Origin of the sequence: Thalassospira alkalitolerans (assembly GCF_002115745.1) — a bacterium.
GTDB classification, from domain to species: Bacteria; Pseudomonadota; Alphaproteobacteria; order Rhodospirillales; family Thalassospiraceae; genus Thalassospira; species Thalassospira alkalitolerans.
On record NZ_JFKB01000003.1, the window covers coordinates 281,482 to 297,286 of the forward strand.

General features: G+C 54.0%; 14 protein-coding genes. 3 read left to right on the plus strand and 11 right to left on the minus strand.

The window, feature by feature from the left end; genetic code table 11:
- Window positions 1-98: 98 nt before the first annotated feature.
- From TALK_RS06290 to argH, 4 genes are all read right to left on the minus strand, one after another.
- The gene (locus TALK_RS06290) at window positions 99-2,540 is read right to left on the minus strand and encodes a DUF4175 domain-containing protein (RefSeq protein WP_245829719.1); all 2,442 of its coding nucleotides are present in this window, start codon (window positions 2,538-2,540) and stop codon (window positions 99-101) included.
- A 193-nt stretch (window positions 2,541-2,733) separates the two neighbouring features.
- A complete protein-coding gene (lysA, locus tag TALK_RS06295) occupies window positions 2,734-3,999 on the minus strand; it encodes a diaminopimelate decarboxylase (protein ID WP_085616974.1) in 1,266 nt (421 codons plus the stop codon).
- Window positions 3,996-4,142, minus strand: a complete 147-nt coding sequence (gene lptM / locus TALK_RS22090; RefSeq protein WP_169714963.1) for an LPS translocon maturation chaperone LptM — start codon at window positions 4,140-4,142, stop codon at window positions 3,996-3,998. Before lptM ends, lysA begins: the two co-directional genes overlap by 4 nt.
- The gene (gene argH, locus TALK_RS06300; RefSeq protein ID WP_085616976.1) at window positions 4,139-5,554 is read right to left on the minus strand and encodes an argininosuccinate lyase; all 1,416 of its coding nucleotides are present in this window, start codon (window positions 5,552-5,554) and stop codon (window positions 4,139-4,141) included. Before argH ends, lptM begins: the two co-directional genes overlap by 4 nt.
- 32 nt (window positions 5,555-5,586) lie before the next feature.
- Between argH and TALK_RS06305 the strand changes: the two genes are divergently transcribed.
- On the plus strand, window positions 5,587-6,147 hold the full coding sequence (locus TALK_RS06305) for a TlpA disulfide reductase family protein (RefSeq protein ID WP_085616978.1): 561 nt from the start codon (window positions 5,587-5,589) through the stop codon (window positions 6,145-6,147).
- Window positions 6,148-6,154: 7 nt separating this feature from the next.
- Here TALK_RS06305 and rbsK read toward each other — a convergent pair whose 3' ends face one another.
- From rbsK to TALK_RS06340, 7 genes are all read right to left on the minus strand, one after another.
- A complete protein-coding gene (gene rbsK, locus TALK_RS06310; protein WP_085616980.1) occupies window positions 6,155-7,078 on the minus strand; it encodes a ribokinase in 924 nt (307 codons plus the stop codon).
- Window positions 7,079-7,232: 154 nt separating this feature from the next.
- The gene (gene xylB / locus TALK_RS06315; RefSeq protein ID WP_085616982.1) at window positions 7,233-8,699 is read right to left on the minus strand and encodes a xylulokinase; all 1,467 of its coding nucleotides are present in this window, start codon (window positions 8,697-8,699) and stop codon (window positions 7,233-7,235) included.
- A 170-nt stretch (window positions 8,700-8,869) separates the two neighbouring features.
- Window positions 8,870-9,757, minus strand: coding sequence for a 3-hydroxybutyryl-CoA dehydrogenase (locus tag TALK_RS06320; RefSeq protein ID WP_085616984.1), 888 nt, complete (start codon window positions 9,755-9,757; stop codon window positions 8,870-8,872).
- Between the two features lie 80 nt (window positions 9,758-9,837).
- Entirely contained in the window at window positions 9,838-10,773 is a 936-nt protein-coding gene (locus TALK_RS06325) for an electron transfer flavoprotein subunit alpha/FixB family protein (RefSeq protein ID WP_085616986.1), read from the minus strand.
- A gap of 15 nt (window positions 10,774-10,788) precedes the next feature.
- On the minus strand, window positions 10,789-11,538 hold the full coding sequence (locus TALK_RS06330) for an electron transfer flavoprotein subunit beta/FixA family protein (RefSeq protein WP_085616988.1): 750 nt from the start codon (window positions 11,536-11,538) through the stop codon (window positions 10,789-10,791).
- A 244-nt stretch (window positions 11,539-11,782) separates the two neighbouring features.
- Entirely contained in the window at window positions 11,783-12,355 is a 573-nt protein-coding gene (locus TALK_RS06335; protein WP_085616990.1) for a cob(I)yrinic acid a,c-diamide adenosyltransferase, read from the minus strand.
- Between the two features lie 78 nt (window positions 12,356-12,433).
- Entirely contained in the window at window positions 12,434-12,628 is a 195-nt protein-coding gene (locus tag TALK_RS06340; protein ID WP_085616992.1) for a twin transmembrane helix small protein, read from the minus strand.
- A 421-nt stretch (window positions 12,629-13,049) separates the two neighbouring features.
- On the opposite strand from TALK_RS06340, the gene TALK_RS06350 reads away from it, so the two are divergent.
- A complete protein-coding gene (locus TALK_RS06350; RefSeq protein ID WP_085616996.1) occupies window positions 13,050-14,216 on the plus strand; it encodes an adenosylhomocysteinase in 1,167 nt (388 codons plus the stop codon).
- A gap of 179 nt (window positions 14,217-14,395) precedes the next feature.
- Window positions 14,396-15,730 carry a ferredoxin reductase family protein gene (locus TALK_RS06355; protein ID WP_085616998.1) on the plus strand — a complete coding sequence of 445 codons (1,335 nt, stop codon included), beginning with the start codon at window positions 14,396-14,398 and terminating at the stop codon, window positions 15,728-15,730.
- Window positions 15,731-15,805 lie beyond the last annotated feature (75 nt).

A 15,805-nucleotide genomic window follows, 5' to 3' on the forward strand; every position in this document is an offset into this window, starting at 1 on the left:
TTGCCGCCTTGTGGTGCGATAAAAACAGTCGTCAGGACGTTTTGTGCTGATTGCATAAAGAGGTGCTGCGGAGTTTCTGTTGTGGCGTCACGCGGCCTTTAGAAGCGCTTCAGCAGCCTATCGATATATTCCTGTTCGACTTGTGGCCGATCAGGGTCACCGGAACGGCGGCGCAGTTCCTGCAAGATGCGCCAGGCGCGTTCAAGAGTATCGACTTCGGGGATAACCGTTGTGCCGTCGCCCCCAACAGGGCGGCCCAGTGGATCACGATTACCCGAACCACTAAGTTCTTCAAGCATCGGGATCATCTGGCTTAGTCCTTCGAGTGCGCGGCTGAGTTCGCCGATGCCACGCTGAAGGGCTTCTATCGCCTGTCCCTGTTGTTGAAGGGCTTCATGGGCGCGATTGTGGTCAAGAGCTTCGGCGGCGCGTTGCATGGCGTCAATTGCGGTTTCGATGCCACTTAGATTGCCGAACTGACCAAAGCCGGGGTTGCTTGTCAGGCCTTTTGCATCACTGGCAAGGGAATGTTGTTGATCGGCGCGGTCGCCGTTTCCGTTGGTATTTGCAGGGTCGTCGCCTTCATTCATCAAATCCTGCTGGCGGCGGGCGATATCGCGTACACCATCAAGCATTTCACGCAGTGTCGATGTGATGTCGGCGCCGCCTTCGCCCGATGTGACCTGCATGTTTTCAACCAGTTCCCGCAGCTGATCGATCAGGGCGCGAGCCTGATCACGTGCCCCGGCGCGCATCAGGGCATCTATCTGATCGACAATGCGCGACAGGTCCTGTTGTTCAAGAATTGCGGCGGGGCCTTGGGGGTTTTGTTGATTTTGCGGGGCTTCGCGGGCAAGAGCGGCCATATATTCATTCAGCGCCCGACGATAATTTTCGATCAGTTCGGCGATTTCCGCTTCGGTTACATTTGGATTGGTCAAAGCGTCCAGCAGGCGTTCCTCGGCCTCCATCAGGTTGCGTTCGGCAATGCCATAACTGCCGCGTTCTATTTCTTCGGCAATGTGCCAAAGCAGACCGGCGACATCTTGATGGACTTTGCGGTCTTGAAGATGGGCTGATAGGCGTGCTTCGGTCACGGAAAGGGCAAGGAAAACACCGATATGCCCGTTAAATGCCTGCGGGGCATATAAGACTGGCAACAGGGCGTTGCGCATTTCGAGGGCGCGGTCGGGATAGCGCAATAACCCCTGACGGATGGCGATCAGTTTTTTTGCAACCGGATGGGTGAATTCGCGTTCTGGCAGGATAATTGATCGGATATCGCTTTGCCCGCTTTGCCCGGCATTATCCTGCGACACCAGTTGCAGGTTAACCGGCAGCCCTGCCCAGGGATGGGATACCAGATCAATGAAACGTGGGCCTTCAATCCGTGTCGGCATGGCATTGATACCACCACCAGCCTGACCGTCAGAGCCGGACATATCGATACGGATCGTGTCATTCAATCCAAATGGATCGCGCCCAATGCTGCTAGATGCGGGTGTGATGACCAGATCAAGGTTGTTCATGCCGTAATCATCCGTCGCGACATAGTCGAGGCGGATGTGATCGCGCCGTGTTATCGATGGGGGGCTGACAAAGGAAAGTGCCGGGGGTTTGTCCGCAATCAGATTGACATTAAGCGTCAGGCGGTCCGTGCCCCATATCGAAATGCGCCATGGTCCGGCCTGATCAAGTTCTGTCGAAATCACATAATTGCTGTCGCTGCTTTCGGAAACGGTGCGGTTGCCATTTGGCGCCCGCAGGGTCGGTTTCCAGATGCTGCCGATGTTGCCCGCAAGTATGGACCCGACCGGGACGTCGACATTGATAATATTCGGGCTGTTGGTCTCGGAATTGGTATCTTGTTGGGCGGCAGGGATATTGGGTTTGACGCCGGTTTCGGCAAAGCGCAAAACACGTGGAATTTGTCCGGTATAGGCCGGCGGGGTAACCCATAGCGTTGTATTGAAATCAGCGGTGCCAAGGCGTTGCAGGGGGCTGAATGCCTTGTGGAAACGTTCACTGATCCGGTCATGTCCGGCAAATAATCCCACCGCCAGCAACAGTACCGGTAAAACGACAAGGCCATATTTATCAATCCGGGCAAGTGACGGGATGGGACGCGGCAGATGCAGATGATCGAGCATCGTCTCGTAGCGTTGCAATTGCTTTTGCCACAGATAACTGGTCAGGGGATCTTCATCGTCCTGAATATGATCTTCGAGGCTTTGCAGTGGATTGTTTTCAAGGTCGTTTTCGCGTTCGATCCGTTGAAGAACCGCCCGGCGGCCGGGCCATTCAAACTGGCGCCAGGGCAGAAGAATCGCGACAAGGGTCGTCACCGACAGGATCGAAAGAAAAATGATATGGCCGGTCGCGGGCAACATCTCAAAACTGCCGGTCAGGGTCAGACCGGTGATCAAGATCAACATGCTGATCGCCGGGATCAGGCGCGGCCACACGCGTTCCCACGTCATGATCATCTGCGCAAGGCGCAGATGATGTTCCAGTCGGGGATTGGGTGGTATGATCGACATATCGAATTTCGGCCCCTGCATTCGGCCCAGCATATGGCCATGTGCCGTGACGTTCGGTCCGCTTGATATCGGGACCTTATTCTAAGTTTGGGGCTTTGGCCGGGCGGGTCAAGTAACGATGATGCCGTGGCCGAAATAAAAAGGCGGCCTTTTATGTGAAAAGGCCGCCTTTAAGATGATTTTCAGGGGGCGATTAATCGAGCCACTCTGGAATACGGTCCAGACCGATCAGTTCGTCAATCGACTGGCGCGGACGGATGATGGCATAGGCATCATCCTTGACCAGAACTTCGGGCGTCAATGCGCGCGTATTATAGGTCGATGACATCACAGCACCATAGGCACCCGCCGACATCACAGCAACCAAATCGCCGGGTTGCAGGTTATCGGGCAGTTTACGATCCTTGCCAAAGGTATCGCCGGTTTCACAGACCGGACCAACCACATCAACCAATGCCTGTTTATCTTTTTCACCCTGTTCATCAACCGGGATGATTTCGTGATAGGCGTTGTAAAGCGTCGGGCGGATCAAATCATTCATCGCCGCGTCAAGGATCACGAAACGTTTGGCTTCGCCGTCTTTGATATACATGACGCGTGAAATCATCACACCGGCATTCCCCGCGATCAAACGACCGGGTTCCAGCGTGATGTGACACCCCAGATGACCTACGGTTTCGCGGACCATCTGACCATAGGCATCGGGCAATGGCGGGGTTTCGCCTTGATAGGCGATGCCAAGACCGCCGCCAAGATCCAGATTACGAATGATAATTCCTTCGTCGCGAAGTTTTTCAACCAGACCAGATAGGCGGGTAAATGCCTCGCGGAAGGGGGCCAGGTCGGTTAATTGCGATCCGATATGCATGGCAATGCCGGTAACGTCGATGCCCTCCATGGCGGCGGCCATGCGGTAAACCTCAATCGCACGGGTCCAGTCGATGCCGAATTTGTTTTCGGCTTTGCCGGTGGCGATTTTTTCGTGGGTTTTGGCATCGACATGCGGATTGATGCGGATCGCAATGCGGGCCTTTTTACCCATGTCGATGGCTACACGGTTCAGTTCTTCCAGTTCGGGGATGCTTTCGACATTGATCTGGGCAATATCGGCATCAAGGGCTTCGCGCATTTCCGCATCGGCCTTGCCAACGCCGGAAAAGATCACCTTGTCCGGTGCAACACCGGCACGCAGCGCACGACGCATTTCACCAACCGAAACAACATCGGCACCCGCACCAAGCTTGGCCAGTGTTTTCAGAACTGCCTGATTGGAGTTCGCCTTGATCGCATAGCAAACCGTGGCATCAAGCCCGTCAAACGCACTGGCATAGACCTTGTAGTGGCGTTCAAGGGTTGCGGTGGAATAACAATAGAACGGTGTGCCGACTTTTTCGGCAAGGGCCGGGATGGAAACGCCTTCTGCGTGAAGAACGCCATCAATATATTGAAAATGGTTCATTGTGCCGGATATGTCCGTGGATAGTTGTTGCCTGCGTCGGTCGGCGGTTCGAGCGGGCCTTTTTTGCCGCAGGCGGCAACAGACAGGCCCAGCATCACCGCCAGAACGATTACCGTGCTGCGTTTAAGCATCTGGTTGCTCATTTCAGGAACCTTTCCTTTGCCGCCTTGACTGATTCCGTCACGCGAACCGGTGCCGTCCCGCCAAAGCTTTGACGGGCGGCAACCGATGCCTCAACCGTCAGAACATCATAGACTGCTTTGGTTATCCTCGGCTCGATCGCTTGAAGGTCTTCAAGGGATAGCTGATCAAGGTCGCATCCTTTGGTTTCGGCCAATTTCACGGTCGAACCAACCACATGATGCGCATCGCGGAACGGCATGCCCAGTTCGGCAACCAGCCAGTCGGCAAGATCGGTTGCGGTGGTATAACCGGCACCGGCAGCGGCCCGCATATTGTCTTTATGCACTTTCATGTCGGCGATCATGCCGGTCATGGCGGCAACACAAAGGCCAAGGTGGTCATGGGCCTCAAATACCGGTTCCTTGTCTTCTTGCATGTCTTTGGAATAGGCCAGTGGCAGGCCTTTCATCGACAGCATCAGAGAATTATAGCAGCCGACGATCCGGCCAATTTTCGAACGGATCAGTTCGGCGGCATCCGGGTTGCGTTTTTGCGGCATGATCGATGAACCGGTCGAAAACTTGTCAGACATGCCGACAAATTTGAACTGTGCCGAACACCAGATGACCATTTCTTCGGCCAGACGCGACAGATGCATCGCCGTGATCGATGCCGCGTTCAGGTATTCCAAGGCAAAGTCGCGATCCGAAACTGCATCAAGCGAGTTTGCGGTCGGGCGGTCAAAGCCAAGCGCGCTTGCCGTCATGTGCCGGTCAATCGGATAGGGCGTTCCGGCAAGGGCAGCGGAACCCAGCGGGTTTTCATTCACCCGGGTGCGGCAATCGGCAACCCGGCCGCGATCACGGCCGAACATTTCAACATAGGCCAGCATATGATGGCCAAAGGTCACCGGCTGGGCGGCTTGCAGGTGCGTAAAGCCCGGCATGATGGTGTTGGCATGTGAGCCCGCCTGATTGATCAAGGCTTCCTGAAGCCCCTTAAGACCGACATCAAGATCGGTCAGCGCAACATCGCGAACCCAGAGTTTGAAATCGGTGGCAACCTGATCATTGCGCGAACGCGCAGTATGCAGGCGACCCGCCGCCGGGCCGATCAATTCGCGCAGGCGGCTTTCGACATTCATATGAATATCTTCAAGGGCGGCCGAAAAGGTGAAATTGCCGCTCTCGATTTCTTGAAGGATCTGGTCTAGACCTGTGGCGATTTTATCGCCATCTTCTGCGGGAATGATCTTCTGCTTGACCAGCATCGCGCAGTGGGCCTTGGATCCTTGAATATCTTGGGCGTAAAGGCGTTTGTCAAAGCCGATGGAAGCATTGATTTCTTCCATGATGGCCGAGGGGCCTGCTTCAAAGCGGCCACCCCACAGGGCGTTGGCATTTTTCTGGTCGGTAGCGTTTTTGTCGGTCATTGTGATCCGCAAGCGTTGGAAAGGTGAGTATTGTGAAGGCATTGCTTCGTTACGTAAATCTGGGCGTGATTGTCGCCATATCGGCCATTTATGCAAGCCCTGCCTTTGCAGATACGCAATTGCCGCAAGAACTTTCGAAAATGGACGTCGTACTTGATGATCATTCTTTGCCCCAAAAGACGATTTTCATCGATGCCGATGGCACCAAGCGTGACCTTAAGGACCTGAAAGGTCAGGTTATTTTGGTCAATCTATGGGCGACATGGTGCGCCCCTTGCATCGAAGAAATGCCCGATCTTGATCGGTTGGCTGCTGAAATGGATGGCAAGGCGTTTCGGGTTCTGGCCCTTAGTCAGGATCGCGGTGGTGCGGATGTGGTTAGTGAATTCTTTGATGAAAATGGAATCGGCAACCTTGACGTCGTGCTTGACCCTCGCGGGGCAACCGCGCGGGCATTTGGCGCGCGCGGCCTGCCGACCAGTTTTGTGATTGATGCCAATGGTCAGGTGATCGGCAAACTGGAAGGCACGGCGAAATGGGATGCCGATGGGGTTATCGATTACTTTAACAGCCTGATCAACGCCCCATCCTGATGATCGATTAATGCGCAGCTTCGATCAGGGACATGACCTGATCAAGTGTCGGGGCGGCATCGGCCGCACCATGGCGCGTAGTCGCCAAGGCACCGGTGGCACAGGCAAAGCGCACCGCGTCGGGCAATGCCTGCCCATCATGCAAGGCAACTGCCAGCCCGGCATTGAAACAATCACCTGCGGCAACGGTATCGATGGCTGAAACATCAAACGGTTCGATGATGCCCGATTGGTCGCCGTCGCAATAAAACGCGCCTTTTGATCCCATCTTGATGACGGCGATACGCGCCCCCATTTCACGAAGCTTTGCCGCTGCCTGATTGGCGGTTTCGAGGCTGTCGGGCTGGATGCCGGTCATGGCGAAACATTCGCTGGAATTGGGGGTGACAATATCGGTTAAAGCCATCAAATCGCGCAAAACAACCCGGTCAGGAACCGGGGCCGGGTCAAGGATGATGGTTGCCCCGACATCATGGGCATATTTCATCGCATATGCCACCGCAACCACCGGGCATTCAAGCTGCACCAAAAGATAGGTGCAATTTTCCAAAAGCATTTGTTTGTCGCGAATATCAGCGCGCGTCATCGTCATATTCGCCCCGCCCGCCACGGTGATCATGTTTTCCCCGGTATGATCAATTGAAATCAGCGCCGTGCCCGTTTGGGCATCGGGTGCCTGTATCAGTTGGCTGGTATCGAAACCTTCAGCTTTCAGGGTATCCATCAGGCTGCGCCCCAAAAGGTCATTCCCAATCTTGGATATGAAAACAGGTTTTTGACCCAAACGGGCAACGGCAATTGCCTGATTGCATCCCTTGCCACCGGGGCCGGTCGTGTAACCGGTGGCGGCAACGGTCTGGCCGGGTTTGGGCAGTTCGGCAACGCGGGCGGAAAAATCGATATTGGAACTTCCAACGATGGCAATGGTCATGGCTTATCCAAATAGAATTAATTCAATCACTTTTACTGATATTGGCATCTTTTCAGGTCTTTAAAGGACCTTGGCGGCAACATTTGGCACGAAACAATGTTGCAGGACAAAATACCGATCAGGTGGGGAAAAAGGTTTTGAATTGGGGAAGGGATCAGGCGGGGTGGAATTCTTCGCGCAGGGCGGAATAAATCCGTTTGAATTTGGCAAATCGTGGTTGATAGGCATCGTGTCGGGCCATATCAGGCATGACGACCTCCTGAATAGCGGGTTTTAAACAGACATCTTCGACCGTTTCATGGTCAAGGGCGAGGCGACCCAGACGTGCCGCGCCAAATGCCGGGCCTTTGGCAGCACCTTCATATCGGGCAAGCGGGCTGCCCATGATGTCGGCAATCATCTGGATCCAGTATCGGCTGCGTGCGCCGCCGCCAATCACACCGGGAAGTTCACACCGCGTTCCGGCAGCATGCAGGCGCGACTGCCCGTCTGACAGGGCAAAACCAACGCCTTCAAGAACCGATTGCACCAGCGTTTCACGCCCCGTATCGCTGCCAAGGCCAAAGAACACGCCACGTGCATAGGGATCATTATGCGGGGTGCGTTCACCGTTGAGGTAAGGCAGAAAAAGCACATCTGACGGTGCTTTGTCGGCGGCCTCGGTACGGTTTAGAAGGGCGCCGATATCCTTTTCACCCAAAAGGTTCGCCGCCCATAACAGGCAACTTGCCCCGTTTAACAACACGGCCATCTGGAACCAGTGCTGTGGAATTGCATGGGCAAAACTGTGCAGGAGTTCTTCGGGTTTGGGGCGATACCGATCCGATGCGACAAAAATCTGTGATGATGTGCCAAGCGAAATGAACCCGTCGCCATGGCTGACAGCACCAACACCGATGCCCCCCGTTGCGGCATCACCACCGCCACCGGCAACAACGACGGTTGGTTTCATATCCCAGCGCACAGCCAGTTCGCCGCACAGATGCCCGGTGGCATCGCTGCCTTCGACAAGGTGTGGCAATTGGGCGATATCCATGCCGGTTGCAGCAATGGCGTCATAGTTCCAGCTTCGGCTTTCTTCATCAAGCCAAAGCGTCCCGGCGGCATCCGACATTTCGGTGACTTTTTCACCCGTCAGGCAGAAACGGATATAATCCTTGGGCAGCAGGACGGTTTTGATCTTGGCAAAGGTTTCCGGTTCATGTTTGCGCAGCCAAATCAGTTTCGGCGCGGTCATGCCGGGCATGGCAACAACGCCTGCCCGTATCGGAAGGTCGGGCAGGGCGGCCTGAAGCTCAGCACATTCGGCGGTGGCGCGGCCATCATTCCACAGGATCGCCGGGCGCAGCGGTTTATCATCAGCACCCAGGATCACGGCACCGTGCATTTGCCCTGAAAGCCCGATGGCACGCACGGCGGCAAGGGCGCTTGAATTGGATGCCTTTAACTGGTCCATTGCCGTACAAGTCGCAGTCCACCAGTCATCCGGGTGCTGTTCGCTCCAGAATGGTTTTGGGTTGCTTAATGTCAAAGGAACATCAGCTTCGGCGACAGTGATCGATTTTTCATCTATCAGAAGCGCCTTAACGGCAGATGTGCCGACATCTATTCCAAGAAACATGTAGGGCGGCCTCCTGAATTCTTTTTGGTCTTTGTTTGTTGTCTTTATCATAGCAGGGCAATTTCTGATCGAAAGATCAAAAGTTTTGCACGTCGGTTAAATCAGAATTCAAATGCAAAAAAGCCACCGCATTGCTGCGATGGCTTTCTTTGAAATCTGTTTCGGGACGATTAGCGGGTCGGAACCGGCTCGTCACCGCTGTAATCATAGAAACCACGACCGGCCTTGCGGCCAAGCCAACCGGCTTCGACATATTTGACCAGCAACGGGCAAGGGCGATACTTGGTATCGGCCAGACCGTCATGCAGGACATGCATGATCGACAGGCAGGTATCCAGACCAATGAAATCGGCCAGTTGCAACGGGCCCATCGGATGGTTCGCGCCAAGGCGCATCGCATCGTCAATGGACCGGACATTGCCGACACCTTCATAAAGCGTATAGATCGCTTCATTGATCATCGGTAACAGGATACGGTTGACGATAAAGGCCGGGAAATCTTCGGCGCTTGCCGTGTCTTTGCCCAGTTTATTGGTCAGTTCATGAATGGTGCGATAGGTCGGCTCGTCCGTGGCAATGCCCCGGATCAATTCGACCAGCTTCATCAGCGGCACCGGATTCATGAAGTGCATACCCATGAATTTCGCGGGACGGTCGGTATAGGATGCCAGGCGCGTCACCGAAATCGATGATGTATTGGTCGCGATGATGGCGTCCGGGCCAAGAACCGGGCACAACAATTTGAAGATCTGTTTCTTGGTCTCTTCATTTTCGGTGGCCGCTTCGATCACCAGATCGCATTCAGACAGGAAGCTATATTCCGTGCCCGTGGTAATCCGGGCAAGGGCCGCTTTTTTCTGTGCTTCAGTAATCAGGTCTTTTTTGACCTGACGGTCCATATTCTTTCCGATCAGGCCAAGCGCTTTTTCAAGCGCCTCAGCTGATACGTCAAGCAGTCGGACGTCGTAGTCGGCAAGCGCAATTACATGAGCAATGCCATTGCCCATCTGACCGGCACCGATTACGCCAATGGTCTTGATATCTTCAAGCGAAGCCATTTGTTCCCCACTTCTCCCCCAGGGTCAAAACAAGGTCAGAGCAATCCTCTTTGACTGTTTTGACCCTAGATGGGATCTGATTATTTGTCGAGTTCGCTCGCCAATGCGGGAAGGGCCTCGAACAGGTCCGCGACAAGGCCGTAATCGGCAACCGAGAAGATCGGTGCTTCTTCGTCCTTGTTGATCGCGACAATGACCTTACTGTCCTTCATGCCGGCAAGGTGCTGGATAGCACCTGAAATGCCTACAGCAATGTATAGCTGCGGTGCAACAACTTTGCCGGTCTGCCCTACCTGCCAGTCGTTCGGGGCGTAACCCGCATCAACCGCAGCGCGAGATGCGCCAATGGCTGCACCCAGTTTATCGGCAATCGGTTCAATCAGGTGGAAGTTTTCACCAGAACCCATGCCACGACCGCCAGAAATGACAACCGACGCGGCGGTCAGTTCCGGGCGTTCCGACTCGGTCAGTTCCTGACCGACAAAGCTTGATTTGCCAGAATCCGAAGCAATTGCAACGTCTTCGATGGATGCAGAGCCACCCTCGGCAGCAACCGGATCAAAGCCCGTGGTACGGACCGTAATCAGTTTCAGGGCATCAGTTGACTGCACCGTCGCCATGGCATTACCGGCATAGATCGGACGGACGAAAGTATCGGCACTTTCGACATCGGTAATGTCGGAAATCTGTGCGACGTCTTTTAATGCTGCAACGCGGGGCATAAAGTTTTTGCCCGTGGTCGAAGCCGCCACCAGAACGTGGCTGTAATCGCCAGCCAGTTCAGTAACCAGACCGGCCATATTTTCAGCCAGAAAATGACCATAGGCCGCGTTATCGGCAACCAGAACCTTGGAAACACCGGCAACCTTTGCCGCCGCATCGGCAACAGCACGGCAGTTTTCACCGGCGACCAGAATGGTGATGTCGCCCCCGATTTTCTGTGCCGCAGCAACGGTGTTAAGGGTTGCGACCTTTAGTTCGGTATTGTCGTGTTCGGCAATAACAAGAATGCTCATTTGATCGGCCCCCGCTTAAATCACTTTTGCTTCGTTGCGAAGCTTGTCAACAAGCTCGGCAACATCAGCAACTTTTACACCTGCCTGACGTGATGGTGGTTCCATCACTTTCAGGGTTTTCAGGCGCGGCGCGGTATCCACACCAAGCTCGGCCGGGCTTAGGATATCAAGCGGCTTTTTCTTGGCCTTCATGATATTGGGCAGCGAGGCATAGCGCGGCTCGTTTAAGCGCAGGTCGGTGGTGACGATTGCCGGAAGATCGATTTTGATGGTTTCAAGGCCACCATCGACTTCGCGGGTGACGTCAAGTTTGCCATCCACAGTGACGATTTTGGAGGCAAAGGTCCCCTGCGGCCAATCCAAAAGGGCGGCCAGCATTTGACCGGTCTGATTGGCATCATCATCAATCGCCTGTTTGCCAAGGATTACAAGATCCGGGCTTTCTTTGGCGACCACTTCTTTAAGGAGTTTGGCAACGGCCAGTGGCTGAAGCTCGTCCTCGGTTTCAACCAGAATGCCGCGATCGGCACCCATGGCAAGGGCGGTACGCAGCGTCTCCTGACACTGTTTCACACCCAGCGATACAGCGACCACTTCGGTCGCAGTACCGGCTTCCTTGAGGCGGACGGCCTCTTCAACGGCGATTTCGTCAAACGGGTTCATGGACATTTTGACGTTGTTTAATTCAACGCCAGATTGGTCCTGTTTGACACGGATCTTGACGTTGTAATCCACAACGCGCTTAACGGCGACAAGAACCTTCATGGACAGACCTGTTCGTTTTTGTTGTCGAAGCTATGGGCTTGCTGCGTGCTGCCAAGGCAGCGCACGGCGGGGCCCGATGTTACTGTTTTCCCCGCGATGCACAATAGGGAGTGCTGCGGAGCTTGTCAATTTACGTAAAGAGGTTAACGTTAACGACAGCTTCTTTACTAAAATTTTGATGTCTTGGGTTGCCTTGATACGCAACCAAACCCTGAAATAACAGGATTTTATCCGATATTTTTCTTTATCGGGTCAGGCCGGGTTTCCACAAAATATCGTCTTTGCCGCCGTTATTGGCATGGCGGGCCAGAACAAACATATGGTCGGAAAGGCGGTTGATATAGCGGACAGCCTCGGGATTGATCGCATCGATTCCCGCCAGTTCGACAATCAGCCGTTCTGCGCGGCGCGATACGGTGCGCACGACATGCAGGTGTGCCGAAAGTGCAGAGCCACCGGGCAAGACAAATGATTTCAGCGGATCAAGGTGAATATTGATGGCATCGATTTCGGCTTCAAGCCGTTCGGTTTGTTTGGCCGTAATCCGAAGCGCCGGGCGTTCGGGGTCGTCGTTGCTGCCATCGCCGGGGGTGCAAAGATCGGCCCCCAGATCAAACAGATCGTTTTGGATGCGCGCCAGCATATCGTCGATATCACCATCGGAATGCAAGCGGGCAACCCCAATCACGGCATTGGTTTCATCAACCGTGCCATAGGCGGCAACGCGAATATCGTTTTTGGGCACACGGGTGCCATTACCAAGGGCGGTTTTACCCTTGTCGCCGGATTTGGTGTAAATGCGGGTCAACTGAACCATGTGTGTTTCCGTTGTCCTGAGGTGCCATGTTTCGGATTAACGCATATGCGTTGCGCGGTCTGTACGACTATGGGCGGTTTATTTACCAATTGCCATAAAGGACAAGATCACCAAAAGCAGCAGGGCAATTGCCTGTGCAAGCACGCGAAACTGCATCAGTTTGTTGGACGTTTTGGCACTTTTGCCGCGCGCCATGGTGATGATGCCCAATACCAAAATGACGGCCACAGCGGCCATCGCGACCAAAACACCGATTTGTAAAAATGCAGCCATATCAGACTACTCCATTCTGCCGTCCGCCACGGATCATGATGCGGCGGATGGGGCGACATGCTGCGTCAAACTGATTGCCGGGGCAAGGCCACAAATCGAAAAATCTTTATGATTTCCGATGGCTGGCAGGGTGATACGAAATGTTTGTGGCCAATTTGCCAGTTTTTAATGTGGAATACCCGGTGGTGCGGGCATCCTGTGATGTGCTGTCGTGGTCCGGTTGGGATGCGGATGTGGCTTTGGTTGCGGGGATGGTCGTGTTTTTCGGGCACGTCAATTTCGCAATGCAGACAAGGGCGGTAATTTGGTCCGTTAGATGAAAAATCTGACTAAATGGTCAGAAATACTTTCCATCCGGTCGAGTGGCGATTAACACAAAAGACAATATGATCTTCGTCCCACGTTTTAAGTGAGCCAGCCCATGACCAGCCGCATCAAGGATCCGGCCCTTGCCGCCAACATCACCGATGAAACCCTTGCCTGGCGCGAGGTGATTTGCCCCGTCACGGCCAAATACGGCAATTACGTTGCCAAACGCGACTTGCGCGATAAAACCATCGTCAGTTTTCAGCATGTTCTGGAAGACACGATCCCAACCTTGTTGCCTTTCGTAAAGGCCGGGGCGACGGTCAAGGTTGGCGCCTGCAATCCCGACAGTACCGATGACGTTGCCGCGGCCTATTTGGCCGCCAATGGGGTCGAGGTCCATGCCTTTTCCGGCATGACACCCGCGCAATACGCCAAAAGCATCGATATTCTGTCTGACAGCCCGGCCGATATTATTGCTGATATGGGCGGGGAACTGATCGAGGCCTTCGTTCAAAAGGGCCATAAGGTCGACGGCGCGCTGGAAGCCACCACCACCGGCGTTCATCGCGTTGAAAAGCTTGATCTGATATTCCCGGTGTTTAACTGGAACGATATTGCAATCAAGGACCGTCTGCATAACCGTCATCACGTGGCACAGGAAATGTGGCCGGTCTTTTCCAATGTTACGGGTTTGGCGCTTTATGGACGCTCTGTGCTGGTGATTGGCTTTGGCCCGGTTGGGCGCGGGGTTGCTGAACGGGCGCGCAATCTGGGCGCAGTGGTTTCGGTTGCCGAACGCGATCCGGTTCGCGCCCTTGAAGCCCAGCATCACGGGTGCCGCGTTGTCAGCCTTGAAGATGGGTTAAAAGAATGCGCGATTGTCATTACCGCCACCGGTTTTTCGGGCATTTTGGGGGCGGAACAAATCAAGCAGACGCGTCGCGGTACCATTTTGGTCAATGTCGGGCATTCCAATACCGAGATCGACGTTAAATGGCTTGATACCCAGAAATCGACCCGGATGCGGCGTTACATCGAACGTTTCACGCTAGATAACGATAAGGAAGTTTACCTTTTGAACCGGGGCAGCCTTTTGAATTTGGCACCGGGTATGGGGGGATCGGGCAAGGATCTGTTTGATCCGTTCTCGGCCATTTTGATCCGGGGGATTGATTGGCTGGCATCAGGCGGGGCCGCGGCATTTAAGCCGGGATTTTATGCCTATCCGGCCGATGTTGAACGCGAAATTGCCGAGTCTGTTTTGCGGTCACACAGTTAGTTCCGTTTGATGGGCGAAAACAGGTATCAGGGATGGGATTGTGAACATTCCATCCCTGATACAAATCAATACAAATTAGATGCCATCTTGGTATAAATTTGCGACGGATTTTTGCTTAAATCCCTGTGCTGCAGGGGCCGCCGTTCTTGTGGCAAACACCATGCCAAGGGAGCCAGGCGATGAAAAATATCAAGATAACTTATGTCGGTTTTATCGCCATTTTGACCGGGCTGTGGTTCTGGACCAATCCCGATATTTTCCAGGTCGAAAGCTTCATCGGGCTGCGCAATTTCATCGTGCAGTATTTGGGGACCATATCTATCGGGATCATGAGCCTGATCATGCTGCTGGCCACCCGTCCTGTCTGGCTTGAAAGGCCGCTTGGCGGGCTCGACAAAATCTATCGTTTGCATAAGTGGCTCGGGATTACGGTGCTTGTGACATCGACGATGCATTGGTTGTGGTCGGTGGGGCCAAAATGGGCATCGGGGCTTGGTTTGATTGCGGGTAAACGTGGTCCGAGGCCGGATCATTCCGATTTTGGTGTGATCCAGGCGGCATTCGCATCCCAGCGCGGTTTCGCGGAAAATCTGGGTGAATGGGCGTTTTATGGCGCGGCGCTGCTTATGGTTTTGGCGCTAGTGAAATGGTTTCCCTATCACTGGTTTGCCAAGACCCACACCATTCTTGCAGGGCTTTATCTGGTCCTGGTTTTCCATGGGCTCATGTTATTCGATTTCGCAAGCTGGTCGCAGCCGATTGGTTATTTGATGGCTGCGATGCTGTTGGTCGGGACGGTATCGGCGGTGATCGTGCTCACCGGGAAGATTGGTAAAAACCGTCAAGCAACGGGAAAGATCGAGGCACTTGAATATCTGCCGCAAATGAAGTCGCTTGAAATTGTCATTCGTCCTGATGATCATTGGACGGGGCACAAAGCCGGACAATTTGCATTTGTCACTTTCCCGGGGAATGACGGGGCGCATCCTTTTACCATATCGTCCGCATGGCAACGCGATACCCCGCAGTTAACCCTGATTTCCAAGGCACTTGGCGATTATACCCAGACCTTGCCCAAGGCATTAAAGGAAGGTGATCCGGTTCGACTGGAAGGCCCATATGGGACGTTTACGTTTGACGAGGGACGTCCCCGGCAGATCTGGATTTCGGGAGGGATCGGTTTGACACCTTTCCTCGCCCGGTTGGAGCAATTGGGACAAAACCCGACAGAACAACAAATCGATTTTTATCAAGCCGCGCCGGTTTGCGATGAGACGCTGATGGTTCGCCTCGAAGCCTTGGCCAGGAAGGCTGGCGTAAAACTGCATGTTTGGCGTGATGGTCGAGATGGTTTCCTGAGCGGTGAAAAATTGCGCCAAGATGTGCCCGATTGGAAATCAGCCAGTGTTTGGTTCTGTGGTCCAAGCGGTTTCGGCGATGCTGTAAAACGCGACCTGATTGGGGCGGGTTTGCCTGCACACGCATATCATCAGGAGCTATTTTCTTTCCGCTAAAGCCAAAGCGGCAATGATGACAGACAATTGAAAAACAAACGGGCGATCTGTTTTTAAGGTCGCCCGTTTGTTTTA